Source organism: Kocuria sp. CCUG 69068 (assembly GCF_020833785.1).
GTDB classification, from domain to species: domain Bacteria; phylum Actinomycetota; class Actinomycetes; order Actinomycetales; family Micrococcaceae; genus Kocuria; species Kocuria rosea.
Genome location: NZ_PDDL01000057.1, coordinates 1 through 23,061, shown reverse-complemented (window position 1 = coordinate 23,061; position 23,061 = coordinate 1). Strand labels below are relative to the sequence as shown.

The following is a 23,061-nucleotide window of genomic DNA, read 5'->3' as shown; positions in this document are numbered from 1 at the left end:
CGCTGGCGGCCGCTGGCGCGCCGGCGCGGACCGGCGCGGACCGGCGCGGTCCCGCACGCCGCCTGACCCGTCACACCCGGGGAGCGGCACCGGCCCCCGTCACCGAGGGGCCGGCGGTCAGTCGAGCTCCACCACGGTGACCGGCAGGGGCAGGGACTCGGCGGTGAAGGTGGTCTGCTCGGAGAAGGGCACCCCCGCCTCGTCCCGGCCGAAGCACATGGCGAGCACCTCCCCCGGCTCGGTGCCGGCCATGAGGGTCCAGTGCTGGCCGGCCGCGTCCACGGCGTGGGCCTGGTGGTCGAGGTCCGCCTCGCCCTCGACGTCGGCGAAGCGGGCCCGGTAGGCCTCCAGCTCCTCGGGGGTCTGGAGCACCCCGGCGGAGACGACCGCCTCCTCGTCGCCGGTGACGGCCGGGGCCACCGGATAGGCGATGCGGAACGGCGGCTCGAGGACCTCCAGCAGCTCCCGGGCGGGCGTGGCGTCGTCGCCGCGCAGCCACAGCCGGCCCGTGCCGTCGACGAAGCCCGTGTACTCCTCGTCGTTGGGGTAGAAGCAGAGGAACCCCGAGCCCGGGATGCGCGCGGCCAGCCCGGTGAGGTCCGCGGCGTGCTCCACGGTCAGGAAGCGGGTGAGGGGCTCCAGCAGCAGGGGTTCCACGGGTGATGTCTCCTAGCGGGGCGGCGGGGCGGTGGGACGACGACGGGGCGGTCGCGCCCGGACGCTCTACGCTACGCCGCCGCCGCCCGGTCGTGGGACGACCCCGCTCGGCGCGGCCCCGGGAGCCGTGGTGGAGGCGGAGAGCCTCGCCGGGAGGAAGCGGACCGCGGCACGAGGCGGACGCGGCCTACGGCAGCACCGGCATCAGCAGTCCCAGGAGCACCAGGCCCGCCCCGAGGACCGCCAGCACCCAGACCGGGCGGTGCGGGGTGCTCAGTCTCCACTGCTCGGGGTGCCGGGAGTGGAACCAGACGACCACCTCGGCCCCGTGAGCAGGGACGGGCACCGGCGGGTGGTGCCAGGGCTCCTCGTGGATCTCGTAGCGCGTGGTGTGCCAGCGCAGGCAGTGCGCCTCGTCCCGGAGGATGTGGATCGCCTCGGTCCGGTGCCACCGGGCGTGCAGGCAGCGGATGATCACGGCCGCCGCCACCAGGGCCAGACCGGCGTTGGTCGCGGCGGCGCTGAGCACCTCGAGCAGGGCCGCTCCACTGAGTCCGGTCACGGCCCGAGCCTACTGGCGGGCTGCGCCGGTTCTCATCCGCCTTTCATCTTTCCCAGCCTTCTCCCGGCTGGGATTGCTAGATTTCCTGGTTCCTGCGGCCCTGTTGCTGGACCGCCCTGTGCACGAGTGAGATACGGAGATCATGAGCGCCCACTGCGACGCGCCCTGTGACAGACCCCGGCCTTCGGGCCGTGCAGATGTGACGAGGTGGTGGGGCTGATGGAAGTCCTGTCGATCCTCCTCGGGGTGGCCCTGATCGCCGCCTGCGGGGCCTTCGTGGCCGCCGAGTTCTCGCTGATCACCGTCAACCGCAACGACGTCGAGGCCGCAGCGGCCACGGGTGACCGCCGTTCGGGCGGGGTGCTGCGGGCGATGAAGACCCTGTCCACGCAGCTCTCCGGAGCGCAGCTGGGCATCACCGTGACGAACCTGGGCATCGGCTTCCTGGCCGAGCCGGCCATCGCCGCCCTGATCGTGGGCCCGCTCACCGACGCCGGGCTGTCCCCGGTGGCGGCCCGCTCCACCTCCATCGTGCTGGCGCTGGTGCTGGCGACCGGCCTGACCATGATCTTCGGGGAGCTGGTGCCCAAGAACCTGGCCATCTCCAAGCCGCTGGCCACCGCGCGTGCGGTGAGCGGGTTCCAGCGCGGTTTCACCAGAGCTCTGGCCTGGCCGATCCGGCTGTTCAACGGCAACGCCAACCGCATCGTGCGCGCCCTCGGGGTGGAGCCGCAGGAGGAGCTGGCCTCGACCCGCTCCCCCGAGGAGCTCGCCGGGCTGGTGCGCCACTCCGCCGAGCGGGGGGCGCTGGCCGCGGCCACCGCCGAGCTGGTCGAGCGCTCCTTCGCCTTCGGCGACCGCCGCGCCCACGACGTGATGACCCCCCGGGGTCAGATGACCACCCTGGCCCCGGACGCGTCCGTGCACGAGCTGCTGGCCGCGGCCAAGGCCTCGGGGCACTCCCGCTTCCCCGTCCTCGACGCGGACGAGGGCGCGGTCCTGGGCCAGGTGCACGTGCGCCACGGCCTGGCCGTGCCCTACCGCGAGCGGAACGCCGTTACCGTGGGAACGGTCATGGACGAGGTGACCTTCGTCCCGGACACGGTGGAGCTGGACGAGCTGATGGACACCCTGCGCGCCGGGGGCCTGCAGATGGCGGTGCTGATCGACGAGTTCGGCGACACCGCCGGGCTGGTCACCCTGGAGGACCTGGTCGAGGAGCTCGTCGGAGAGGTGCGCGACGAGCACGACCCCGAGCCGGAGCCCGTCACGGTGGAGCCGGACGGGTCCTGGGACCTCTCCGCGGCGCTGCGCCCGGACGAGGCGGCCGAGCACCTCGGCGCGGCGGTCCCCGAGCACGAGGACTACGAGACCCTCGCCGGGCTCGTGACCCTGCACCTGGGCCGACTGGCCGAGGTCGGGGACCGGGTCACGGTGGCGGCCGCCCCCGCGCCCGGTGAACCGGAGGCCACGATCACCTTCGAGGTCACCGCGCTGGACGTCCACCGCATCACCGCGGTGCACGCCCGCGTCCACCGCCCCGGTGACGGGACGGCACCCGAGGACGGCGCGGAGGACCGCGCCGTGGAAGTGCCCGCCCACCAGAAGGAGTCCGTCCGATGAGCGAGGTCACCGGCCTGATCCTGACCGTGGTGCTCCTGGGCGCCAACGCGTTCTTCGTCGGCGCGGAGTTCGCCCTGATCTCCGCCCGCCGCACCATCATCGAGCCCAGGGCGCTGTCCGGGTCCTGGGCCGCGAAGGTGACCCTGGGGGCCATGGAGAACGTCTCGCTGATGATGGCCGGCGCACAGCTGGGCATCACCATCTGCTCCCTGGCCCTGGGCTACATCAGCGAACCGGCCATCGCCCACCTGCTGGAGGTGCCCTTCGCCGCGATCGGCGTCCCGGAGGCCTTCGTGCACCCGATCGCCTTCGCGATCGCCCTGTCCCTGGTGACCTACCTGCACGTGGTGTTCGGGGAGATGGTGCCCAAGAACATCGCCCTGGCCGGGCCGGAGCGCATGGCGATGGTCCTGGCCCCCGTCCTGGTGGGCATCGTCACCGCCCTGCGCCCGCTGCTGTGGCTGCTCAACGGCGTCGCCAACGTAATCCTGCGGCTGCTGAAGGTGGAGCCCAAGGACGAGGTCACCTCGGTGTTCACCCGTGACGAGGTCGCGGCCCTGGTCGAGGAGTCCCGCCACGGCGGTCTGCTGGAGGCCAACGACGAGCGGCTGCTGCTCGGGGCCCTGACCTTCGAGCAGCGCAGCGTGACCGGGATCGTGATCCCGCTGGACGGGGTCACCACCCTGCCCGCCGGGGTCACCCCCGCCCAGGCCGAGACGGTGGCCTCCGGCGGGTTCTCCCGGTTCCCCATCTTCGACGTCTTCGGGGAGCTCGCCGGGTACGTGCACATCAAGGACCTGATCGAGATCGACGAGGACGCCCGGGACACCCCGATCGACCCGTCCCTGATCCGCGCGCTGCCCACGATCGACCGGGACATGCCCCTGCGCCGGGCCCTGGCCCTGATGCAGAACTCCGGGGCCCACCTCGGCCTCGTGCTCGACGAGCGCGGCAGGACCGAGGGCATCGTCACCCTGGAGGACATGCTCGAGGAGCTCGTCGGGCAGATCCGCGACGACAGCCGCACGCTCCGGGTCGGCTAGGGCCCGCGGGTCGGGACCTCCTGTTTCCGTCGGCGCTCGTGCCTCGCCGCCAGCCAGAGGGCGGCGAGCATGACGCCGAGGACGTCGGCGAAGCCGAGGATCGCCGCCCAGGGCATCGTGATGTCACCGCCCTGCAGGTTGTTGTAGAACGATCCCAGGGGCACCAGCAGCGGCCACAGGACGACGATGTTGCGCACCACGGCGAAGGCGACCGCGTAGACCACCCCGAGCCCGAGGAGGAAGAGCATCTCGGAACCGCCCATGCCGTACCCGACGTGGTAGGCGGCGTACAGCAGGGCGGACCCGCCGATGCCGGCCACGGACCCGAACCCGGCTTCCAGGCGGGTCTGCACGAAGCCTCGGAAGAAGACGACCTCGAAGAGCCCGACGGTCAGCGACAGTGCCAGCAGCGGCACCCAGTCCACCGGTCGCGGCAGGTCGTAGCCCCACAGCGTGAGCCCGAACTGGACGGCCGCCAGGGCCGTGCCCAGGGCGAGGGCCTGTCCGAGATCGTCGCGGTTGAAGCCGAGCTCGGACAGGCTCCGGCCGCGGATCCAGGTGGTGTAGACGACCGGGCCCACCACGCCGAGCAGCATCCCGGCGGCGAAGCACAGGAACAGGCCCAGGGTGTTCTGCTGGGTGTACACCCGGAAAGCGAGCCAGAACAGGGCCACGACCCCGAGGTAGAGCCCGGCCACCACGGCCAGGTCCAGCCGGTCCACGTGTAGGACCCAGCGAGGGCGGGGGCCGGGGACGGCGAGCAGCAGGGCCAGGGCCGCCGCCGGGACGGCGATCCCGTAGAGGACCTGGTTGCCGACGCCGAGCAACAACAGGGCGGCCACGAGGAAGACAGGCCACACCACGCGGTGGAGGGAGCCCCTGTCCGTGTTCATCGCCGGGTCCTCGAAGCGGCGGCCTGCGCGGGCCGATCCCGCACGGTCCGGGGTGACTGCACGTTCGGAGATGCGGTGTCGGTCAGCATGTCCGGGCCTTCTCCGCCTGCGGCCGGGAGGGTCCCCGGCCTGGGACAGTCACATTAGTCCCCGCCGGTGACCGGCACCTACACCCGTGGACGTCCCCGCGGATCTGTGACGTGAACACGGCGACGGTCCTGTTGACGGCCTTCGACCGGGAGGGTCTCGATCCGCATCAAGCCGCTGCCGGTCCCGGCCGCCGTCGGGCCCAGCACAGCGGGACACCCGCGAAGTCTTGACGGAATCTTGAGGATCCCGCGAGGTGGGCGTCGAACGTGGACGAGACCCTGAAGTCAGATCGGCCCCGGACACCCCGGGGCCATGGTCGCGGTCCCGACGGGCCGCACACTGCGACCGGCCCGGGAAGGGCCGGCTTGATCAGGGGGAGTCATGAGCGCGATGTCACGAGCGGAGAAAACCGATCCAGGGGGACTCGACGATGCACTGATCCGGCCCACGCGCCGGCTGGTTGGGATCGATGCGGCGAGGGGGCTGGCGCTGATCGGGTTGATGGCCATCCACATCCTGCCCTCCTGGAACGAGGAGACCGGGGAGGCCAGCTTCACCTGGCGGGTGTTCTCCGGGGACTCCGCGGCCCTGTTCGCCCTGCTGGCCGGGGTCGGGCTGGCTCTGACCTCCGGGGGACGCCACCCGCACGAGGGAAAGGCGATGACCGCCGACCGGATCGGGCTGGCCGTGCGTGCGGTGCTGATCGCGATCGTGGGGCTGTGGATCGGCGCCCTGATGCCCGAGGACCCGCCGGCCTACAGCATCTTGCTCTACTACGGGGTGTTCTTCCTGCTGGCGATCCCGTTCCTGCACGCGGGGCCGAAGGTACTCTTCGCCTCCGCGGCGGTCTTCGGGGTGGTGTCCCCGCTGCTGATGCAGGGCCTTCTCGACCAGCTGCCCGCCTGGAGCTCCTACAACCCGACGCTGAGCACTCTCGTCACCGAGCCCGGGGCCACGGCCTCCCAGCTGCTGCTGACCGGGTCCTACCCGGCTCTGCCGTACATGACGTACCTGCTGGTGGGGATGGGGCTGGGCCGGTTGAACCTGCGCAAGCAGGAGGTCCAGATCCGGCTGCTGGTGACCGGCATCGGGATCGCGATCTTCGCCCGGGCCACCTCCTACTTCCTGCTCTACGCCTTCGGCGGCTACCAGCGGCTGCTGGAGGCCTCCTCCTTTGGTGAGGAGGAACTGGCTGAGGTCCTGATCTGGGGACCGGACTCCCTGCCGACCTCCACGGTGTGGTGGCTGGCGATCGCCACCCCGCACACCAACACCCCGCTGGCCATCGCGGCCAGCCTCGGCGTCAGCCTGGCCGTGCTCGGGGCGCTGCTGCTGATCGCCCGCAAGGCCGAGGCGTGGCTGCTGCCGCTGGCCGCGATGGGGGTCATGACCTTGACCCTGTACACCGCTCACCTGGTGGCCCTGTCGTTTGAGGCTCACTACGACCAGCCCTATCTCTGGTACGTCATCCACCTGGTGGTCGCGGCCCTGTTCGCGGTGGCCTGGCACCGGGCCTTGGGCCAGGGACCGCTGGAACGGGTGATCGGGCTGTCCGTGAAGGGCACCCGCCGGGCAGTGCTCCACAGCGGCCCCGGCACCCCGGACCGGTAGCCGCCACTGGCCCCTCCTGAGGCTCAGTCGGTGAGCCGGGGGCGAGGCAGACTGATGCGGAAGCTGGCTCCGCGTCCGGGGCCTGCACTGGTGGCTTCCAGGGTCCCGCCCTGAGCCTCGACCAGGGCCTTGCTGATCGCCAGGCCCAGCCCCGAGCCTCCGCGGTGGGCCTCCCGGCCGGTGTTCGCGCGGTAGAAGCGCTCGAAGACGTGCGGAAGATTCTCGTCGCTGATGCCCTCCCCCGAATCGGTGACCGTGTAGGTGACCGCCTCGGGGGTGTGGTCGGTGCGCAGGACGATGGTGCCCCCGGGCGGGGTGTGGCGCAGGGCGTTCTCCAGCAGGTTGCTCAGCACCTGGCCCATCCGCTCCGGATCCAACGGCACTTCCGTCACCTCCATACCTGTGCTCACCGAGGTGATCGATACACCTTTGCCGATCACGTCAGGCTCGATCGCCGCGACCGCCTGGGCCGCCAGGTGCTGCGGGTCCTGGGGGGTGAGCTGGAGGCGCGTCATGCCCTCCTCGGCGGCGGTGAGCTGACGGATGTCGCGGGCCAGCCGCTCCAGGCGGGCGATCTGGGCGGAGAGGATCCCGATGGTGTGCTCGTCGAGGGCGACCACCCCGTCCTCGATGCCCTCCAGGTGTCCTTTGAGACTGGCCAGCGGGGTGCGCATCTCGTGGGCGAGATCAGCGAGCATCTGGCGCCGGGTGGTGTCCACCGCGCTGAGCTTGGCGGCCATCTCGTTGAAGGAGGAGGCCAGGGAGTCGAACTCCGGGCCCAGCTTCGCCGAGGTCACCCGCACCTCGTAGTTGCCCGCCGCGACCTCACCCGCCGCCGTGCTGAAAGCGGCCAGGGACCGTCTGATGGTGCGGTAGAGGTAGTAGGTGAGCATCCCGGCGATGTAGAGCGCCGGCAGCCCCCCGATGGCCAGGGCTGTGAGGCTCACCGAGCGGAAGGCGTCCTCCAGGTGCACCAGCCCCTCGGCCTCGTCGGCGTGCCCGACGTCGATGAGCTCCTGGTAGAACATGTTCGGCCCGATCAGCACCGCGGTCACGACCACGATGAGCAGCCCGATCAGCAGCACCGCGGTCTGGGCCAGCATCAGCCGAACGGTCAGCGGCCCCCAGGGACGGGTACGGTTCGAGACCATGGTGCTCATCGCCCGGTGCCCATCCGGTAGCCGACCCCGCGGATGGTGTGGATGAACCTCGGGGAGGCGGCCGTATCGGCCAGCTTCTTGCGGATCCGCCCGATGTGCACGTCCACCAGGTGCGCGTCCCCGGTCCAGGCGGTGTCCCAGACCGTCTCCACCAGCTGCCGGCGCGAGAGCACCAGATTCGGGTGGGCGGCGAGGGCCGCCAGCAGATCGAACTCGATCCGGGTCAACAGGACCGGTTCCCCGGCCAGGTGCACCTCCCGGGCGGCTTCGTCCACCACCAGGTCCCCGATCACCAGACCCTGGTCCTGGCCCGCCGGCTCCGCGGGCGCCGGGACGGGGCGGGTGCGCACCCGGCGCAGCATGGCCTGGACCCGGGCCACGAGCTCGCGCGGGCTGAACGGCTTGGTCACGTAGTCGTCGGCTCCCACCGACAGGCCCACGATCTTGTCGACCTCGTCGTCGCGGGCGGTGAGCATCAGCACGTGGCAGTCCGAGAAGGTCCGCACCTGACGACACACCTCGATCCCGTCGATCCCCGGCAGCCCCAGGTCGAGCACCAGCACGTCCGGCGCGTACTCCCGCACCGCGGCGACCGCCTCCGTGCCGTCGTGGCGCACCGCGACGTCCAGCCCGGCCTTGCGCAGATACTCCGCGACCAGCTGCGCGAGGTCGACCTCGTCGTCGACCACCAGGACGCGGCCCGTAGGCGGTGGGGGCATGTCGGCTCCTTCGTCAGGGCCGCCCGTCCAGGACCGGGCGGCAGGGCGCGGGTCAGTCGTGGACGGGTTCTCCGGTGATCCGGTGGTCGGCGTGGTTGACGATCTCGCGGATCAGGCGGACCAGGTGCCCGTCGGGCACGGAGTAGATCACGTGCCGGCCGTCCTTGTGCGTCCCGACCATCCCGGACAGCCGCAGCTTGGCCAGGTGCTGGCTCACCACGGTGCGGGGCGCCCCCGTGGCCCGGGTGAGCTCCGTGACGCTGCGGGGTCCGTTGGTCAGCAGCCACAGCAGGTGGAGGCGTGTCGGCTCGGCCAGCATCCGCAGCGTCGTGCTCGCGGCCGCCAGGTGCTCCGGGCCCGGATCCACCTCGTGACGCAGGGACGCGGCGCCCGCGCTGGTCTCAGTCGTGGTGTTCACGGTTCCCATCCTCCCCCACCGCGATGGCGCGCGGCGGGTGCCGCGGCCAGGAGACGGCCGCGGCACCGGCCCCGAGGGCGGCGACCACCGTCAGCACGGCCGCCGACCAGCCCAGCCCCGAGGAGGCGCCGATCCACCCGGCCACCGGATAGGTGAGGATGAAACAGGCGTGGGAGAGGGAGAACTGGGCGGTGAACACGTACGGCCGGGTGGCCTCGTCCGCGGCGTCGCGCAGCAGGCGGGCCGAGGGCGTGAGCACCGCCGAGGTGGCCGCGCCCAGCAGCGTCCACAGGCCCAGCAGCGCCCACCACCCGGTGTCCGCGCCGGCCCGGAAGGACAGGATCGTGGTGGCCAGCATCACCGGCGGGATGGTGCCCGCGCCGGTGAGCATCACCAGCCGGTTGCCGAACCGCTCCAGCGCCGCGGGAGCGCACAGCGCCACCACCATGGACCCGATGCCGAAGGCCGCGAGGGCGACCGCCAGATCCGTCTCGGGACGCCCCATCACCTCGCGGACGTAGACCACCGTGTTCACCAGCACCAGGGCGGTCGGGGCCGCCACCGCGAGGTCCAGGGCCAGCAGGGAGCGCAGGTGCGGGCTGCTCCAGAAGATCCGCACCCCCAGAGTGGTCCGGTACCATACGGACCCCTGCTCTCCGGGCCCGGCCGCCCCTGCCGGCAGCGCTGCGGCGAGCACCAGCACAGCGGAGACCACGAAACCTCCGGCGGTGCCCAGGAACAGGTCGTGGTAGCTGAGCACGCTCAGCGCCACCGCGGCCAGTGCCGGGCTGACCAGCGCCTCCAGGTCGTACGCCAGCCGCGAGAGGGACAGGGCGCTCGTGTAGTCCCGCTCCCGCGGCAGCACCGCCGGGATCACCGACTGGAACGCCGGGGTGAAGGTCGCCGAGGCCGCCTGCAGCACGAACACCACCGCGTAGACCTGCCACACCTCGCTGATCAGCGGCAGGCACAGGGCCATCGCCGCCCGGACGATGTCGGCGCCGATCAGGACCGGCTTCACAGGCAGACGGGCCACCACGGCGTTGACCACGGGGGCCACTCCCACGTAGGCGATCATCTTGATCGCCAGTGCCGTGCCCAGCACCGCCCCGGCGCGGGCTCCGGCCAGGTCGAAGGCCAGCAGGCCCAGTGCCACGGTCAGCAGACCGGTGCCGAGCAGCGCCACCACCTGGGCGGTGAACAGCCGCCGATAGACCCTGTTCCCCAGAACGGTCAGCATGGGACCCCTTTGCGTGCACACGTGCGCTGATATGCACGTCTACGGTAGCAGGGGCCGGTCGCTCATGACCGCCCGTCGCACGGAGGGCCGGTGGGCCGGGGCACGGGGCGGACCGGGCCGCCCCTGCTCCTGCTCCTAGGCGCAGTCCAGCGCGGTGCGCAGTGCCTCGAGGTTGTTGCGCATGACCTGCTGGTAGTCGGCGTTCTCGTCGGACTGGTTCTCCACCGGGTCCAGGACCGCCGTCTCGATCCCGTGCTCGGCCGCCAGGGTCTCGGCGACCTTCGGGTTGACCAGGGACTCCGAGAACACGGTGGTGACGCCCTCGGCCTCGACCACCTTGCCGATCTCGGCCAGCCGGGCCGGGGAGGGCTCGGTGTCGGGGTCGAGCCCAGAGATGGCCACCTGCTCGAGGTCGTACTTGTCCGCCAGGTACCCGTAGGCGTCGTGGGAGACCACGATGGTGTCCCGCTCACAGGTGGCCAGCCCCTCGGTGAACTCCTCGTCCAGGGCGGCCAGCTCCTCGGCCAGCTCCTCGGCGTTGGACTCGTAGGCCGCGGCGTTGTCCGGGTCGACCTCGGCCAGCTCGTGCGAGACCTCCGCGGCCACCGCGGCCAGCCGGTCCGGGTCCAGCCAGAAGTGCGGGTCCTCCCCGCCGTGGCCGTGGCCGTCGTCACCGGCGGGCGCCTCCTCGCTGTGCGCCTCTCCGCCGTGGGACTCCTCCGCGGCCCCGTGCTCCTCGGCGGAGTGGGCCTCCTCGCCCTCCACCCCGGCGTGCACCGCGTCGAGGGCGTGCTCGGGGGCGGCCTGGGCTACGGCGTCGTCGACCGCCGGCTGGAAACCGGAGAGGTACACCACGGCGTCCGCGGTGCGCAGTCCGTCGACGGCGGCCGGGGACAGCTCCAGGTCGTGCGGCTCGGCCCCGGCGGGGGTCAACGAGTCCACCTGCACGAGGTCCCCGCCGACGCGCTCGGTGACGTACTGCAGCGGGTAGAAGGAGGCCTGCACGCTCAGGGTCCCGCTCGATCCCCCGCCGGCGGCCGACGGGTCGCCCGAGCCGGAGGCGCAGGAGGACAGGGCGAGAGCGGCGGTCAGGGACAGCGGGACGGCGAGGGCACGCGACAGGGTCATGAGAACAATTCTCAGTCAATCTGAGAATCATTGTCAAAACGGCCGCGATGGGCCGACCCTCAGGCGTCGTGCCGGCACGCCTCGCAGGTCCCGTGGAGCTCGATGGCGTGGGAGACCTCGGTGAACCCGTGCCGGCGGGCGGTCTGGGCGGCCCACCGCTCGACGGCGGTCTCGGCCACCTCCACGGTGCGGCCGCAGCGGCGGCACACCAGGTGGTGGTGGTGCTCGGTGCGCCGGCACCGGCGGTACCGGGTCTCCCCGCCGGGGGCGGCGAGGGCGTCGACCTCCCCGGCCTCGGCCAGGGCGCTGAGGTTGCGGTAGACGGTGGCGAGGGAGACCGACTCCCCCTGTTCCCCCAGCATGGCGTGGAGCTGCTGGGCGGAGCGGAACTCGGGAGTCCGTTCGAGCAGCTCGGCCAGGGCGGAGCGCTGCCGGGTGGTCCGGGACACGGTCACGCTCCTCGCAGCTGGAGGTCGTCCTCGACGTCGTGGAGGCGGTCCGGTCCGCCGTGGCGCCGGGCGCGCCCCAGGAGGGGGCGGAGGAGCAGCGCCAGCACGTAGCAGGCGATGGCCAGCACCACGATCGTGGCCCCGGGAGACAGCGGGTGGAAGTAGGTGATGGAGAGGCCGGTCACGCAGACGCCGATCCCGACGGCCATGGCCGTCCCCATGGTCCCGGCGAAGGAGCGGGTGACCAGCTGGGCCACGGCCACCGGGACGATCATCACGGCGGAGACGAGGAGGACGCCGACCACGCGCATCGACACGGAGACGGTCAGGGCGGCCATGACGGCCACCATGATGTTCAGCGCCCGCACCGGCAGACCGGTGGCGAGGGCGAACTCCTCGTCGTGGCACAGGGAGAACAGCGCCGGGCGCAGTCCGAGCCCGAGGCCGAGGACCACCGCGGCCAGCCCGGCGGTGAGCCAGACGTCCAGAGGAGTGACGGTGGCGATGGACCCGAAGAGGTAGCCGGTGAGGTTCGCCGACGTGCCGCCGGCCAGCCCGATGAGCAGCACGCCGCCGGCGATGCCGCCGTAGAACAGCAGGGCCAGCGCCACGTCGCCGCTGGTGCGTCCCTTGGTGCGCATCACCTCGATGAGCACCGCGCCGATGATGGCCGCGACCACCGCCCCGGGCACGGCCAGGGCGTCGTGCGGTGTGAGCCCGGCCGCGGAGCCGGCCAGCCAGCCCATGGCCACCCCGGTCAGGGCGACGTGGCCGATGCCGTCGCCGAGCAGGGCCAGGCGCCGCTGGACGAGGTAGGTGCCGATGACCGGCGCGGAGACGCCCACGAGGGCGGCGATCAGCAGACCGCGCTGCATCAGCGGACTGGCCAGCATGGCGGCGAGGGTCTCGAGCATGGTCACTGGGGCTTTCCGTGGAGATCGGGGGCGGTCGGGACGGCGGAGTGCTCGTCCCCGTGGGGGTGCAGGTGCTCGTGGTCGGGGGCGTCGTGCCCGGGGGCCGGCAGCGGAGGGCTGCCGTCGTGGACGATGCGCCCGTGGCGCAGCACCACGGCGCGGTCCAGCAGGGGGGCCAGCTCGCCCAGCTCGTGCAGCACCACCAGGAGCGTGGTGCCGTCGGCCTGCAGCTGCGCCAGGATGCGGGCCATGGCCTCCTTGGAGACCTGGTCCACCCCGGACAGGGGCTCGTCCAGCAGCAGCAGCCGGGGCCGTCGCACCAGCGCCCGGGCGATCAGCACCCGCTGCTGCTGGCCGCCGGAGAAGATCGCCACGCTCTCGCGCGCCCGGTCGGCCAGTCCCACCTGTTCCAGGGCGTCGAGGCACGCGCGCCGGGCCCCGGGGCCGGGGCGGAGGCGCCGGTGTCCCGTCAGCCCCGAGGCCACGACCTCGAGCGCGGTGGCCGGCACCCCGGCGCCGACGCCGACGCGCTGGGGGACGTAGCCGATGCGCGACCACGGCACGGCACGGCGCGCGCCGGTGACGTCGGCGCCGAACAGCCGGGCCTCGCCGGAGTCGACGGGCACGATGCCGAGCAGGGACTTGATGAGCGTCGACTTCCCGGAGCCGTTGCCGCCCATCAGGGCCACGGCCTCGCCCTCGGCCACGGCGAGGTCCACCCCGCGCAGCACCGGAGTGGCGCCGAGGACCACGGTGAGGTCCTCCGTGCGGATCGCCGAGCGGTCCGCGGGGGCCGGTGCCTCCGGCGTGGATCGAAGTTTCATGAGAGCCATTCTCAAGAAAATGAGAACGATGGTCAATTCGGCACCGGTTCCGCGGCGGACCGGTGCCGCCGGGATCAGCGCCGCGCCGGCTGCGCGGCGGACCGCACGGCGCCCTCCCCCCGGCGCGGAACGGACAGCGCGGCAGGAGACGCCGTGGCGGCAGGTCCCGTCTCAGCAGGCCCCGGCCCGGGACGGGCCGTCCGCCTCGCGACGTCGGCGTTGGAGAGGGAGACCGCCAGGACGGAGGCCAGGACCAGGGCCCCCGCGGGGCCGAGCACGGTCCAGGGGGCGCGCTCGACGTAGCCGATGCCCTCGGCCAGCAGCAGGCCCCACTCCGGGGCCGGCGGCTGCTGCCCCAGGCCCAGGAAGCCGAGGCCGGCGATGGCGAGGGCGGTGCCGGGCAGGCGAAGGACCGCGTGCCGGGTCACCTCCGGCAGCAGGGTGGGCAGGACGGTCCCGGCCAGGATGCGGGTCCGGCCCACGCCGAGCAGGGGCAGCACCCGGACGTAGGGCCGGGCCGAGATCTCGGCCACGAGGGCGGCGGTGTGGGCGGCCAGCGGTGCCCAGCTCACCAGGGTGACGGCCAGGGCGGCCCCGGCCGGGGAGGGGCCGGCGACCGCCACGACGAGGATGCCGGCGATGATCGGCGGTGCCGCGTTGGTGACCTCGACCGGCCCGGTGGACCACGTCCCGGTCATCCCGACGGCCAGACCGATGACCAGGCAGGCGGCGACCACGACCAGGGCCAGGCCCAGGGTGTCCAGGGCGCCGTGGCCCACACGGGCCAGGACGTCGCGGCCGGACGCGTCGGCCCCGAGCGGGAGCGCCCAGGAGGGCGCTTCGAGCCGCCCGTGGGCGGAGGCGTAGGGGTCCCGGAGCAGTCCGGCGACGACGAGTCCCAGCAGCAGGGCCCCCGAGACGGCCGGCACCGTCCACCACGCCCGGCGCCGCCCCGAGGGCGGCCCGGGGACGGGCAGGTCCCCGGAGCGGGCGGCCGGCCCCAGCAGCGCCCGGCGGGCCAGGGCGGCCAGGGCCCCGCACAGCGCGGCGAGCACGAGCAGGAGCAGGATCCCCGCCTGCAGGGCGGGGATGTCCTGGGCCGCCGCGGCCCCGAGCAAAGTCCGGCCCAGGCCGGGGATCGCGAAGACCTCCTCGACCGGCACCGCGCCGCCGGTGAGCCCGACGACGACGAGGGCGATCTGCCCGATCACCCCGGGCAGGGCCCGGTGCAGCGCCGCGAGCGCGATCCGCGGCCGGGAGTGCCCGGCCACGGCCCAGGTGTGCACCCAGCGCTCGGTGAAGGCGCCGGCCAGGGCGGTCGAGAGCAGCCGGCCGATCAGCCCGCCCCCGGGCAGGCCGAGCGCCAGGGCCGGGAGCACCACGTGCTCGGGCCCCTGCCATCCGTAGGGCGGGAGCCAGCCCGCCCAGACGGCCACGACGATCAGCAGCACCGCCGCCAGCAGGAACTCCGGCAGCGCGGTCAGCGCGGCGGCCGCCGCCCCGGCCCCGCGGACGGGGCGCCCGGCGAGCCCGCTGCGGACGGTGGGCACACAGGTCACGGCGGCCACGAGCAGGGCGACGAGCAGGGCCGCGCCCATCAGCGTCAGGGACACCCCCATGGACTCCAGGACGCCGGGCAGGACCGGGCGCCCGCTGATCCAGGAGGTGCCGAGGTCCCCGGTGAGGACGCCGGACGCCCAGTCGGCGAAGACGGCCACCGGGCCGCCGTCCAGGCCCAGCTCGGTCCGGATCTGGGCCAGCACCTCCGGGGTGGCCGGCCGGTCCGCGTAGCGGGCGCGCAGCACCGTGTACTCCGGGCTGCTGCCCGAGAGCCACGGCAGGGCCCCGATCAGCAGGACGACGGCGGCGAAGGCCGCGGCGCGGGAGATCAGGGCCGCAGCCCCTCCCCGTCCCCTCACTCGGCCCGTCACTCGGCCCGTCACTCGGAGACGGCGGTCTCGGCCGTGATCAGCTCGCGCTCGCGCGGATCGCGGACCGCGCCCTCCACGCCGTCCTGCTCACCCTGGATGACGCGCTCGTGGAGCATCGGGATCGCCGCGTCCTCGGCCAGGATCGCCGCTTCGGCGGCCATGATCGCCTCCTGGCGCTCCTCGCCGGGAGCGGCCTGCTCCGCGGCGGTCAGGGCGTCGTCGACGGCCCCGGAGCAGAACCGGGAGAGGTTGAACGAGCCCTCGCAGCCGAAGTCGCTGACCATGTAGGCCACCGGGTCCCCCGAGTCGAGCACCGTGGCGCGGGAGAGGATGAAGGCGTCGAAGTCGCCGTCCAGGGCGTCGGCCTCGATGTACTGGTACTCGCGCACCTCGAGCTCCACCTCGAAGCCGGCGGCCTCGAGCTGCTGCTGGAGCTGGACGGCGACCTCGGGCAGCTCGGCCCGGTCGGTGAAGGTGCCGATGGTGATCTTCCGCCCGGCCGGGTCCCCGGACTCGGCGCGGTCGGCCAGCGCCTCGCGGTAGGCGTCGGTGTCCCGGCCCTCCGCGGCGTAGGGGATCGCCGGGCCCAGCAGTCCCGCGGCCACGTCGGCCCGGCCCTCGTAGACCCCGTCCACGATGCGCTGCGGGTCCAGGGCCTCCCGGGCGGCGGCGCGCAGGGCGGGGTCGGCGAACGGCCCGTCCTCGGTGTTGAGGTAGAGCGTGTTGGTGCGCGGCATCGGCACCTCCTCGAGGAGGTCCTCCTCGGCCTGGGCGGCCTGGCCCACGGGCACGGCCTCGACGACGTCGGCCTCGCCGGTGCGCAGCGCGGCGGCCCGGGCGATGCTGTCGGGCACGAAGGACACGTCGATGCCGGCCGCCGCCGCGGCACCGGCCCAGTGGTCGTCGTAGCGCTCCAGGGTGGCCCCGGAGGTGCCGTCCACGGCGGTGAGCTCGAACGGACCCGTGCCGTGGCCCACCGGGGTCACGGCGGCGCCCTCGTAGGCGGCCGGGGCCAGGACCGACAGCTGCGGGCTGGACAGCCGCTGCGGGACCAGCGGGTCGGTCCCGGCGGTGGTGACCCGCACGGTGTCGCCCTCGGCCGCCACGCTCATCTCCACCCCGTCGAGGATGCGCGGGGCCGGCTCCGCCTCCACCGCCCGGGCCAGGGAGGCGGCGGCGTTCTCCGCGGTGAGCTCGGTGCCGTCGTGGAAGGTGACGCCGTCCCGGATCGTGAAGGACCAGGTGGTGTCGTCGAGCTGCTCCCACGCGGTGGCCAGCATCGGCTGGGCGTCCCCGGCCTCGTCCAGCCGGACCAGGGTCTCGGCGGTGGACCAGCGGGAGAGCTTGAAGGCGTCGTCGCTCAGCGGGGACAGCCCCGAGCGCGGCGGCTGCAGCATGGCGAGCTCGATCCGGGCGCCGGTCGAGCCGCCGGCTCCCCCGGCGGAGGAGGTGCCGGAGCCCTCGGCGAAGCAGCCGGTGAGCAGCAGCAGGCTGACCGCGGCGAGGCCGAGGCCGGTGCGGCGAGCGGCGGGACGGGAAGCGGAGGGGCGAGGTGGCATCAGGAGGCCCTTTCGGTGTGGTGATCGGTGGTGGGTGACAGGGATGGTGCGGCCGCCGGCTCAGGGGGCCAGGCGCGGAACCGCATTCACCAGCTCCTGCGTCGTCGGGTGGCGCGGCGTCTCGAGCAGCCGGTCGACGGGGCCCTCCTCCACCACCTGTCCGTGGTCGAGCACCAGCGCGCGGTGGCACAGGAAGCGGACCGCGGTGAGGTCGTGGGAGACGAACAGCAGCCCCAGTCCTTCCTGGACGTGCTGCTCCTGGAGCAGGTCCAGCACCTGGTGGCGCAGCGGCAGGTCGAGGCCGCTGACCGCCTCGTCGGCCAGGAGGATCCGCGGCCGGGTCACCAGGGCCCGGGCGATCGCCACGCGCTGGGCCTGACCGCCGGAGAGCTCGTGGGCGCGCCGGCCCAGGTGCTCGGCGCCGAGGCCGACCCGTTCCAGGGCGTCCCGGACCATTCGGGCGTGGTCGCCCGCGATGCGGAAGCGGCGCAGCGGTTCCCGCAGCTGGCGTTCGACGCTGCACCGCGGGTCCAGGCTGGACGCGGGGTCCTGCGGGACGTACTGCACGGCCTGCCTGGCCCGCTGGATCCGCTGCCGGCCGGCCAGGGGAACACCGTCGAAGAGGATCTCGCCCCGGTCCGGGCGCTCGACGCCCAGCAGCAGGGACAGCAGCGTGGACTTGCCCGATCCGGAGGGGCCGACCAGGCCCAGCGACTCCCCCTCGCGCACCGCGAGGTCGACATCGCGCACCGCGGCCACGGCGCCGGAGCGCGTGCCGTAGCTTCTGCTGAGTCCGACACCGTGCAGTGCGGCGGGTTCCGCCGCCCGGCTCACGGGGCCACGCCCAGCGGGGCGGCAGCCGGCGGAGCCGCGGCGGACCGGAGGCCGGTGCGGGCCGCCTCGACCAGGGCCGCGGTGAAGGGCGCCTGCGGCGATCGGACCACCTGCTGGATCGGGCCGGACTCGACCACCCGTCCCCGGTCCAGGACGACGACGTCGTCGCACAGGTCGGCGGCGACCGCCAGGTCGTGGGTGACGAACAGCAGCCCGCCGCGCCCTGCGCCGGTGCACCGGCGCAGGGCCTCGACCACGTGGCGCTGGCTGATCATGTCCAGCGCCGTGGTCGGCTCGTCGGCCACCAGCAGGTCCGGGGCGGCGGCCATGGCGAGCGCCAGGCACACCCGCTGCCGCTGCCCGCCCGACAGCTGGGAGGGGTGGGCCCGCAGGATCCGCGCCGGGTCCTCGAAGCCGACCTCGCGGAGCAGATCCGCCACGACCCGGCCGGCGGCCGCCGCACCGAGCCGGCGCCGGCGGGCCACGGCGGGCAGCAGCTGCCGGTCCAGGCACACCACGGGGTTCAGCGCGGCCTGGGAGTCCTGGAAGACCGCGGCCATTCCCGGACGCCGCCCGGGAGCCTGCCGCCACGGCAGCTCACGGCCGGCGACCCGCAGGGAGCCCTGCACGTCGACGTGGTGTCCGAGCAGACCCAGCAGGGCCAGCACCGTCAGGGACTTCCCCGAGCCCGAGGCGCCGAGCAGGGCGACCCGCCGACCGGGCGGCACCTGGAAGCCCACACCCTGCAGCAGCGGCCGTCCGGCCAGGGCCACGTCGAGCCCCCGCACGTCCACTCCGGTCGCACCGCGCATGCTTCCCCCTTGCCAAAACCGGTCTCAACGAGTTCTCATGGTAATGAGTTTCATTCTCAACAACAAAACCGGCGGCAGCGCGTTTAGGAGCCGCCGGCCCGCCACCTCGTTCGCCGACCCAGGAGGGCACCCGATGACCCGCAAGAGCGCCCCGCGCAGGACCAGCACCGACGCCAGCGGTCCCCTGGTCGCGGTCTGCCAGGGTCACCGGTGCGCCGGCCTGCGCCGGATGACCGGGACCGCCGAGCAGGCGGAGGACCTCCAGGAGGTGGTCAGGGGCACGGCCGGGGCCGTCCTGATCTCGTCCCCGTGCCTGGGCCGGTGCGAGATGGCCGCGCTGGTCGCCGTCGCACGGCGGGACGGGCCCAGCGGGCACGTGGGTCCCACCGTGTGGCTGAGCGGGCTGGAGGACGTCCAGCGGGCGGAGGCGCTGAACCGCTGGGTCGCCTCCGGCGGCCCGCAGCGGATCCACCAGCCCGAGCACGGCGCACCGCCGTCCTTGCGGGACGCCGTGAGCGGCTTCGGCCCCCCGCCCGCCGTGTCCCGCCGCACCCGCTGAGCCGTCAGCGCGGCGGAGGCGGGACGCTCGGCTCGGCGAGGCCGGAGCACGCGCCGGAGACGGAGAGACGGCCCCGGCGTGACCGGCAGCGGCGGCCGGCGCCGACCGGTTCGTCCGCCCCCTCCGTGGCCGGGGGTTTCTTCACGGAATCTTCAACGCCCAGGACTTCACGACGCCGGATCGGCAGTTTACTGTCGGTTGCACGGCGGTCCGGTTCCGACCGGTCCGCACCACGGCAGGACGGACGAAGGAGCGAGACCATGACCCACGTGACCTCGATGCTCGAGACCTACCCGAAGGACCTGGGGAACATCGACCGGCAGAAGCTGGCCGAGTGCATCGCGGCGTGCTTCGAGTGCGCCCAGACCTGCACCGCCTGCGCCGACGCCTGCCTGGCCGAGGACATGGTCGCGGAGCTGACCGAGTGCATCCGCAAGAACCTCGACTGCGCCGACGTCTGCGCCGCCACCGGCAAGGCACTCTCCCGTCAGACCGGCAACAACGCCGAGGTCGGCCGGGCCCTGCTCGAGGCGTGCCGCACCGCGTGCAAGGCCTGCGGGGACGAATGCGCCGAGCACGCCGGGATGCACGAGCACTGCAAGGTCTGCGCCGAGGCCTGCCGCCGCTGCGAGCAGGCCTGCGCCGACCTCCTCGCCTCGATGGGCTGAGCCCGGCGGGGCGCCGGTCCGGGCGCGGCGCGGATCCGCGCACCGGGCTTCCCCACTCTCGCCGGGCCTCAGCGGACCTCAGCGGGCCTCGAGAGTGCCCATCATGCCGAGGTCCTCGTGGTCGAGGATGTGGCAGTGGTAGACGCTGCGGCCGGCGAAGTCGTCGAAGGCCACCCGGACCGTCACCTCCCCGAAGGCCGGGACGTTGACCACGTCCTGCCACTGCGGCCCGGAGACCTCGCGGCCCGCCTCGGCCACGACCTGCATCGGCCACACGTGCAGGTGCACCGGATGGTCCATGGGGCTGGAGTTGGTCAGGGTCCACTCCTCCACGGTGCCCACCCGGACCCGCTGGTCGGTGCGCCCGGCGTCGAACTCCCGGCCGTCGATCGTGAAGGACATCATCTGCCCGGGGCCGCGCATGCCGCCCATCATCCCGCCCATGCCCATGCCCATGCCCATGCCCATGGCGAAGTCCAGGGTGCGCCGGGCCTCGACCGGCTCCTCGCGCAGGTCCCGCAGCGCCGGCCCGGCGGGCACGGGCCCGGCCGGCTCGACCGGGTCCCCGGTGACCTCCAGGGTGAGCAGCTCGATCGGCTCGTCGTTGCCGGGGCCGTCCCCCGGCATGGCCCCGCCCATCATTCCGTCCATGCTGCCGCGGTCCACCGGGGTGGCCACCAGGACGGAGGTGCCAGCCCGGGCGTCCACCAGCAGCTCCACCCGGTTGCCCGGCGCCAGGGTCACGTCGGTGACCTCGAGCGCCTCGGGCAGCCGGCCGACGTCACGGCCGGAGAGCCGCAGGCCCTGCCCGTCCAGGCTCAGGCGCAGGAACCGGGCCGGGCAGGCGTTGACGACCCGCCACAGTTCCCGCTCCCCGGGTGCCGCGGTGGCCCCGGGACGGACCTGACCGTTGACCAGCACGCTCTGTCCCTCCCGGCCCATCATCTGCTCCGGCGGGGAGACCTCGGCGAGGTTGCCGGAGGCGTCCAGGGTGAGGTCGGAGATCACCAGCACCCGCTCCCGGGCCACCGGGACGGGGTCGGGGTCCTCGACCACGATGGCCCCGTAGAGCCCGGCGGCGAGCTGGTCGGCCACGTGCCCGTGGTGGTGCGGGTGGTACCAGTAGGTGCCCGGCGTGTGGTCGTCCGGGAGGGCGAACTCGTAGTCGAAGGAGTCCCCGGGGGCGATGCTCACGAAGGGGTTGTCCCCGTTGCCCTCTGGGGAGACGTGCAGACCGTGCACGTGCAGGTTCGTCGGGTCGTCCAGGCCGTTGGTCATCGCCACCCGGAGCGTGTCGCCGGGGCGGACCCGCAGGGTGGGCCCGGGCAGGGAGCCGTTGAACGCCTGCACGTGCGCGGTGCGCGCCCCGATCCGCACCCGGGCGGGGGCGGCTTCCAGGGCCAGGTCCAGGGCCCCGTCCCGGCTGGACAGCACCTCGGGCTGCAGCAGCTCCCGGCCGCCGCCGAGGGCCTCGCCCCCGCCGCCGGTCCACCACAGCCCGGCCCCGCCCACGGCCGCGGCGCCGGCGCCGGCCGCGCCCAGGGCCAGCAGCTGCCGGCGGGTCAGCGGGCTCACCGGTCGCCCTCCTCCAGGGTCCGCAGCCGCTCCCGGTACTCCTCGGTGCTGATCTCCCCGCGGGCGTAGCGCTCCTCGAGGATCTCCCGGGACCGGCGCGGACCCGCGCCCGTCGGCGGCGGGGCGCTACCGCCCTGCCGGGTCCCGCCGCCCGAGTTCCCGGTGAGCAGCTTCACGAGCACGACGACCAGCACCACCGTGCCCACGATCAGCAGGAGCCAGAAGATCCACATCCAGCCCATGCCCCCTCCCATGCCGTCGCCCCACATCATCGCGGTCCTCCTTCATCGATCGGTTCGTTGCTTCCTGCAGAGCGCCGCACGAGTGCGACGACGCCGGTCACCGGGGCGGTCAGGAACCGTCCGGCAGCTCCTGGAGCATCTGCTCCATCTCGGCGATCTCCGCCTCCTGGTCTGCGACCACCTGGCGGGCGAGCTCGACGGCCTGCGGGTTCTGCCCCTGCTCGACCTGGTCCTGGGCCATCTCGACCGCGCCCTCGTGGTGGACGGTCATCTGCTCCAGGTACAGCTGGGCGGCCCCGGCGCCCTGGGCGTCCTCGAGGGCGGACATGTCCTCCTCGCTCATCATCCCGCTCATGCCCGCCCCGGAGCCGTGGTCCATGCCGTCCATGTCCTCGGCGTCGGCCAGGGGCTCGGCCTCCCAGGCGGTGAGCATGTCGTTCATGCGCTCGATCTCCGGGCCCTGGGCGTCGATGACTCTCTGGGCGAACTCGGCGACCTCGGCCGGGACGTCGTCCTTGGCCAGCAGCATCTCGCTCATCTCCACGGCCTGCTCGTGGTGCGGGAGCATCATCTGGGCGAACATCACGTCCGCGTCGTTGTGCTCGGCGGCGATCGGCTCGCCGGAGGCCGCACCGGTGCTGGTGGCCGCAGGGGCGGAGGCCGCGGGGGCAGCGGTCTCCGCGTCCGTGCCGGCGCCCTCCTGGGCGCCGCTGGTGCCGCAGCCGGCCAGGGCGAGGGCCGAGGCCAGGGCGAGGGTGGTGAGGGTGGTGGAACGCTTCACGGTGGGTGTCCTTCTCTTCGGTTCGGGGGTCGGGGGTCGGGGGTCGGGGTGGTTCAGCGGGCGGGGACGGTGCCGGCCTGCTCGGGGGCCCGGCGGTCCTCGGTGCCGACGGAGGCCAGATGGGCCGGGGCGAGGTCGAGGCGGCGCAGCAGCTGGGCGTTGAGCGCCACCACGATGGTGGACGCCGACATCAGCACCGCGCCCACGGCCGGGGACAGCACGATCCCGATCGGCGCGAGCACCCCGGCGGCCAGGGGCACGGCGACCACGTTGTAGCCGGCGGCCCAGACCAGGTTCTGGATCATCTTCCGGTAGCTGGCCCGCGACAGCTCGATCATCGACAGCACCGCCCTCGGGTCGTTGCCGGCCAGGACCACCCCGGCCGACTCCATGGCCACGTCGGTGCCGGCGCCGATGGCGATGCCGACCTCGGCCCGGGCCAGGGCAGGGGCGTCGTTGACGCCGTCGCCGACCATCGCCACGGTCATCCCCCGGGACTGAAGCTCGACGACCTTGGTGTCCTTGTCCTGCGGGAGGACCTCCGCGAAGACCTCGTCGATGCCCAGCTCGGCGCCCACGGCCTCGGCGACCTGGCGGGCGTCGCCGGTGATCATCGCCACGCGCACCCCCCTGTCCTGCAGAGCGGCCACGGCGGCGCGGGACTCGGGGCGGACCTTGTCCTCCAGGGCCAGGGCGCCGATGACCGCTCCGTCCCGGAGGACGTGGAGCACCCCGGCGCCGCGCGCCACCCACTCACGGGTGGTCCCGG

The 23,061-nt window shown here is 73.6% G+C and carries 24 protein-coding genes; 5 read left to right on the top strand and 19 right to left on the bottom strand.

The window, feature by feature from the left end; all coding sequences use genetic code 11:
* Positions 1-117: 117 nt before the first annotated feature.
* Both CRM73_RS11740 and CRM73_RS11735 read right to left on the bottom strand, forming a co-directional pair.
* Complete coding sequence (locus tag CRM73_RS11740; protein WP_229587812.1) at positions 118-657, bottom strand: hypothetical protein; 540 nt, start codon at positions 655-657, stop codon at positions 118-120.
* A 187-nt stretch (positions 658-844) separates the two neighbouring features.
* On the bottom strand, positions 845-1,219 hold the full coding sequence (locus CRM73_RS11735; protein ID WP_109244357.1) for a hypothetical protein: 375 nt from the start codon (positions 1,217-1,219) through the stop codon (positions 845-847).
* A 219-nt stretch (positions 1,220-1,438) separates the two neighbouring features.
* Between CRM73_RS11735 and CRM73_RS11730 the strand changes: the two genes are divergently transcribed.
* Complete coding sequence (locus CRM73_RS11730; RefSeq protein ID WP_229587810.1) at positions 1,439-2,842, top strand: hemolysin family protein; 1,404 nt, start codon at positions 1,439-1,441, stop codon at positions 2,840-2,842.
* Positions 2,839-3,885 (top strand): hemolysin family protein, encoded by a 1,047-nt coding sequence (locus tag CRM73_RS11725; protein WP_095650697.1) that lies wholly within the window; start codon positions 2,839-2,841, stop codon positions 3,883-3,885. The genes CRM73_RS11730 and CRM73_RS11725 overlap by 4 nt, the downstream gene beginning before the upstream one ends.
* On the opposite strand, the gene CRM73_RS11720 is transcribed toward CRM73_RS11725, so the two are convergent.
* Positions 3,882-4,778: a CPBP family intramembrane glutamic endopeptidase gene (locus CRM73_RS11720; protein ID WP_229587808.1), complete on the bottom strand. Its 897-nt coding sequence runs from the start codon at positions 4,776-4,778 to the stop codon at positions 3,882-3,884. The two genes, CRM73_RS11725 and CRM73_RS11720, sit on opposite strands and share 4 nt — an antisense overlap.
* A gap of 471 nt (positions 4,779-5,249) precedes the next feature.
* On the opposite strand from CRM73_RS11720, the gene CRM73_RS11715 reads away from it, so the two are divergent.
* Positions 5,250-6,479, top strand: coding sequence for a heparan-alpha-glucosaminide N-acetyltransferase domain-containing protein (locus CRM73_RS11715; RefSeq protein ID WP_369680086.1), 1,230 nt, complete (start codon positions 5,250-5,252; stop codon positions 6,477-6,479).
* Between the two features lie 23 nt (positions 6,480-6,502).
* Here CRM73_RS11715 and CRM73_RS11710 read toward each other — a convergent pair whose 3' ends face one another.
* The 12 genes from CRM73_RS11710 to CRM73_RS11655 form a co-directional block, all read right to left on the bottom strand.
* Positions 6,503-7,582 carry a cell wall metabolism sensor histidine kinase WalK gene (locus CRM73_RS11710; RefSeq protein ID WP_095650694.1) on the bottom strand — a complete coding sequence of 360 codons (1,080 nt, stop codon included), beginning with the start codon at positions 7,580-7,582 and terminating at the stop codon, positions 6,503-6,505.
* Positions 7,583-7,635: 53 nt separating this feature from the next.
* Complete coding sequence (locus tag CRM73_RS11705) at positions 7,636-8,358, bottom strand: response regulator transcription factor (RefSeq protein ID WP_109244549.1); 723 nt, start codon at positions 8,356-8,358, stop codon at positions 7,636-7,638.
* Positions 8,359-8,410: 52 nt separating this feature from the next.
* Positions 8,411-8,776, bottom strand: a complete 366-nt coding sequence (locus CRM73_RS11700) for a metalloregulator ArsR/SmtB family transcription factor (protein ID WP_229587803.1) — start codon at positions 8,774-8,776, stop codon at positions 8,411-8,413.
* On the bottom strand, positions 8,760-10,016 hold the full coding sequence (locus CRM73_RS11695) for an MFS transporter (RefSeq protein ID WP_109244551.1): 1,257 nt from the start codon (positions 10,014-10,016) through the stop codon (positions 8,760-8,762). The genes CRM73_RS11700 and CRM73_RS11695 overlap by 17 nt, the downstream gene beginning before the upstream one ends.
* A gap of 135 nt (positions 10,017-10,151) precedes the next feature.
* Positions 10,152-11,144, bottom strand: a complete 993-nt coding sequence (locus tag CRM73_RS11690) for a metal ABC transporter substrate-binding protein (RefSeq protein WP_229587801.1) — start codon at positions 11,142-11,144, stop codon at positions 10,152-10,154.
* Between the two features lie 59 nt (positions 11,145-11,203).
* Positions 11,204-11,599: a transcriptional repressor gene (locus CRM73_RS11685; protein ID WP_229587799.1), complete on the bottom strand. Its 396-nt coding sequence runs from the start codon at positions 11,597-11,599 to the stop codon at positions 11,204-11,206.
* Positions 11,596-12,513, bottom strand: a complete 918-nt coding sequence (locus tag CRM73_RS11680) for a metal ABC transporter permease (protein ID WP_370658538.1) — start codon at positions 12,511-12,513, stop codon at positions 11,596-11,598. The genes CRM73_RS11685 and CRM73_RS11680 overlap by 4 nt, the downstream gene beginning before the upstream one ends.
* Positions 12,510-13,331, bottom strand: a complete 822-nt coding sequence (locus CRM73_RS11675) for a metal ABC transporter ATP-binding protein (RefSeq protein ID WP_052132750.1) — start codon at positions 13,329-13,331, stop codon at positions 12,510-12,512. Before CRM73_RS11675 ends, CRM73_RS11680 begins: the two co-directional genes overlap by 4 nt.
* A gap of 74 nt (positions 13,332-13,405) precedes the next feature.
* Positions 13,406-15,250, bottom strand: a complete 1,845-nt coding sequence (locus CRM73_RS11670; RefSeq protein WP_229587797.1) for an ABC transporter permease subunit — start codon at positions 15,248-15,250, stop codon at positions 13,406-13,408.
* 20 nt (positions 15,251-15,270) lie between these two features.
* Complete coding sequence (locus CRM73_RS11665; protein ID WP_229587795.1) at positions 15,271-16,821, bottom strand: ABC transporter substrate-binding protein; 1,551 nt, start codon at positions 16,819-16,821, stop codon at positions 15,271-15,273.
* Between the two features lie 60 nt (positions 16,822-16,881).
* Complete coding sequence (locus tag CRM73_RS11660) at positions 16,882-17,655, bottom strand: ABC transporter ATP-binding protein (protein WP_229587793.1); 774 nt, start codon at positions 17,653-17,655, stop codon at positions 16,882-16,884.
* Entirely contained in the window at positions 17,652-18,467 is an 816-nt protein-coding gene (locus CRM73_RS11655; protein WP_229587791.1) for an ATP-binding cassette domain-containing protein, read from the bottom strand. The genes CRM73_RS11660 and CRM73_RS11655 overlap by 4 nt, the downstream gene beginning before the upstream one ends.
* 133 nt (positions 18,468-18,600) lie before the next feature.
* Here CRM73_RS11655 and CRM73_RS11650 point away from each other — a divergent pair, with 133 nt between their 5' ends.
* Positions 18,601-19,026 carry a hypothetical protein gene (locus CRM73_RS11650; RefSeq protein WP_017831874.1) on the top strand — a complete coding sequence of 142 codons (426 nt, stop codon included), beginning with the start codon at positions 18,601-18,603 and terminating at the stop codon, positions 19,024-19,026.
* A 260-nt stretch (positions 19,027-19,286) separates the two neighbouring features.
* On the top strand, positions 19,287-19,694 hold the full coding sequence (locus tag CRM73_RS11645; protein ID WP_229587789.1) for a four-helix bundle copper-binding protein: 408 nt from the start codon (positions 19,287-19,289) through the stop codon (positions 19,692-19,694).
* Positions 19,695-19,772: 78 nt separating this feature from the next.
* Here the strand turns inward: CRM73_RS11645 and CRM73_RS11640 are convergent, their stop codons facing one another.
* From CRM73_RS11640 to CRM73_RS11625, 4 genes are all read right to left on the bottom strand, one after another.
* Positions 19,773-21,269: a multicopper oxidase family protein gene (locus CRM73_RS11640; protein ID WP_229587787.1), complete on the bottom strand. Its 1,497-nt coding sequence runs from the start codon at positions 21,267-21,269 to the stop codon at positions 19,773-19,775.
* Positions 21,266-21,541 (bottom strand): SHOCT domain-containing protein, encoded by a 276-nt coding sequence (locus tag CRM73_RS11635; RefSeq protein WP_095650687.1) that lies wholly within the window; start codon positions 21,539-21,541, stop codon positions 21,266-21,268. The genes CRM73_RS11640 and CRM73_RS11635 overlap by 4 nt, the downstream gene beginning before the upstream one ends.
* 79 nt (positions 21,542-21,620) lie before the next feature.
* Entirely contained in the window at positions 21,621-22,292 is a 672-nt protein-coding gene (locus CRM73_RS11630) for a DUF305 domain-containing protein (RefSeq protein ID WP_017831870.1), read from the bottom strand.
* Between the two features lie 53 nt (positions 22,293-22,345).
* Positions 22,346-23,061, bottom strand: a 716-nt coding sequence (locus CRM73_RS11625; protein ID WP_229587785.1) for an HAD-IC family P-type ATPase, incomplete at its 5' end; no start/stop codon positions are given.

Coding starts and splice junctions, on each gene's coding strand:
- CRM73_RS11730 (WP_229587810.1), top strand. CDS start 1,439: ATGGAAGTCCTGTCGATCCTCCTCGGGGTGGCCCTGATCGCCGCCTGC.
- CRM73_RS11725 (WP_095650697.1), top strand. CDS start 2,839: ATGAGCGAGGTCACCGGCCTGATCCTGACCGTGGTGCTCCTGGGCGCC.
- CRM73_RS11720 (WP_229587808.1), bottom strand. CDS start 4,778: ATGAACACGGACAGGGGCTCCCTCCACCGCGTGGTGTGGCCTGTCTTC.
- CRM73_RS11715 (WP_369680086.1), top strand. CDS start 5,250: ATGAGCGCGATGTCACGAGCGGAGAAAACCGATCCAGGGGGACTCGAC.
- CRM73_RS11710 (WP_095650694.1), bottom strand. CDS start 7,582: ATGCTGGCCCAGACCGCGGTGCTGCTGATCGGGCTGCTCATCGTGGTC.
- CRM73_RS11705 (WP_109244549.1), bottom strand. CDS start 8,358: ATGCCCCCACCGCCTACGGGCCGCGTCCTGGTGGTCGACGACGAGGTC.
- CRM73_RS11695 (WP_109244551.1), bottom strand. CDS start 10,016: ATGCTGACCGTTCTGGGGAACAGGGTCTATCGGCGGCTGTTCACCGCC.
- CRM73_RS11690 (WP_229587801.1), bottom strand. CDS start 11,144: ATGACCCTGTCGCGTGCCCTCGCCGTCCCGCTGTCCCTGACCGCCGCT.
- CRM73_RS11675 (WP_052132750.1), bottom strand. CDS start 13,331: ATGAAACTTCGATCCACGCCGGAGGCACCGGCCCCCGCGGACCGCTCG.
- CRM73_RS11665 (WP_229587795.1), bottom strand. CDS start 16,821: ATGCCACCTCGCCCCTCCGCTTCCCGTCCCGCCGCTCGCCGCACCGGC.
- CRM73_RS11655 (WP_229587791.1), bottom strand. CDS start 18,467: ATGCGCGGTGCGACCGGAGTGGACGTGCGGGGGCTCGACGTGGCCCTG.
- CRM73_RS11650 (WP_017831874.1), top strand. CDS start 18,601: ATGACCCGCAAGAGCGCCCCGCGCAGGACCAGCACCGACGCCAGCGGT.
- CRM73_RS11645 (WP_229587789.1), top strand. CDS start 19,287: ATGACCCACGTGACCTCGATGCTCGAGACCTACCCGAAGGACCTGGGG.
- CRM73_RS11635 (WP_095650687.1), bottom strand. CDS start 21,541: ATGATGTGGGGCGACGGCATGGGAGGGGGCATGGGCTGGATGTGGATC.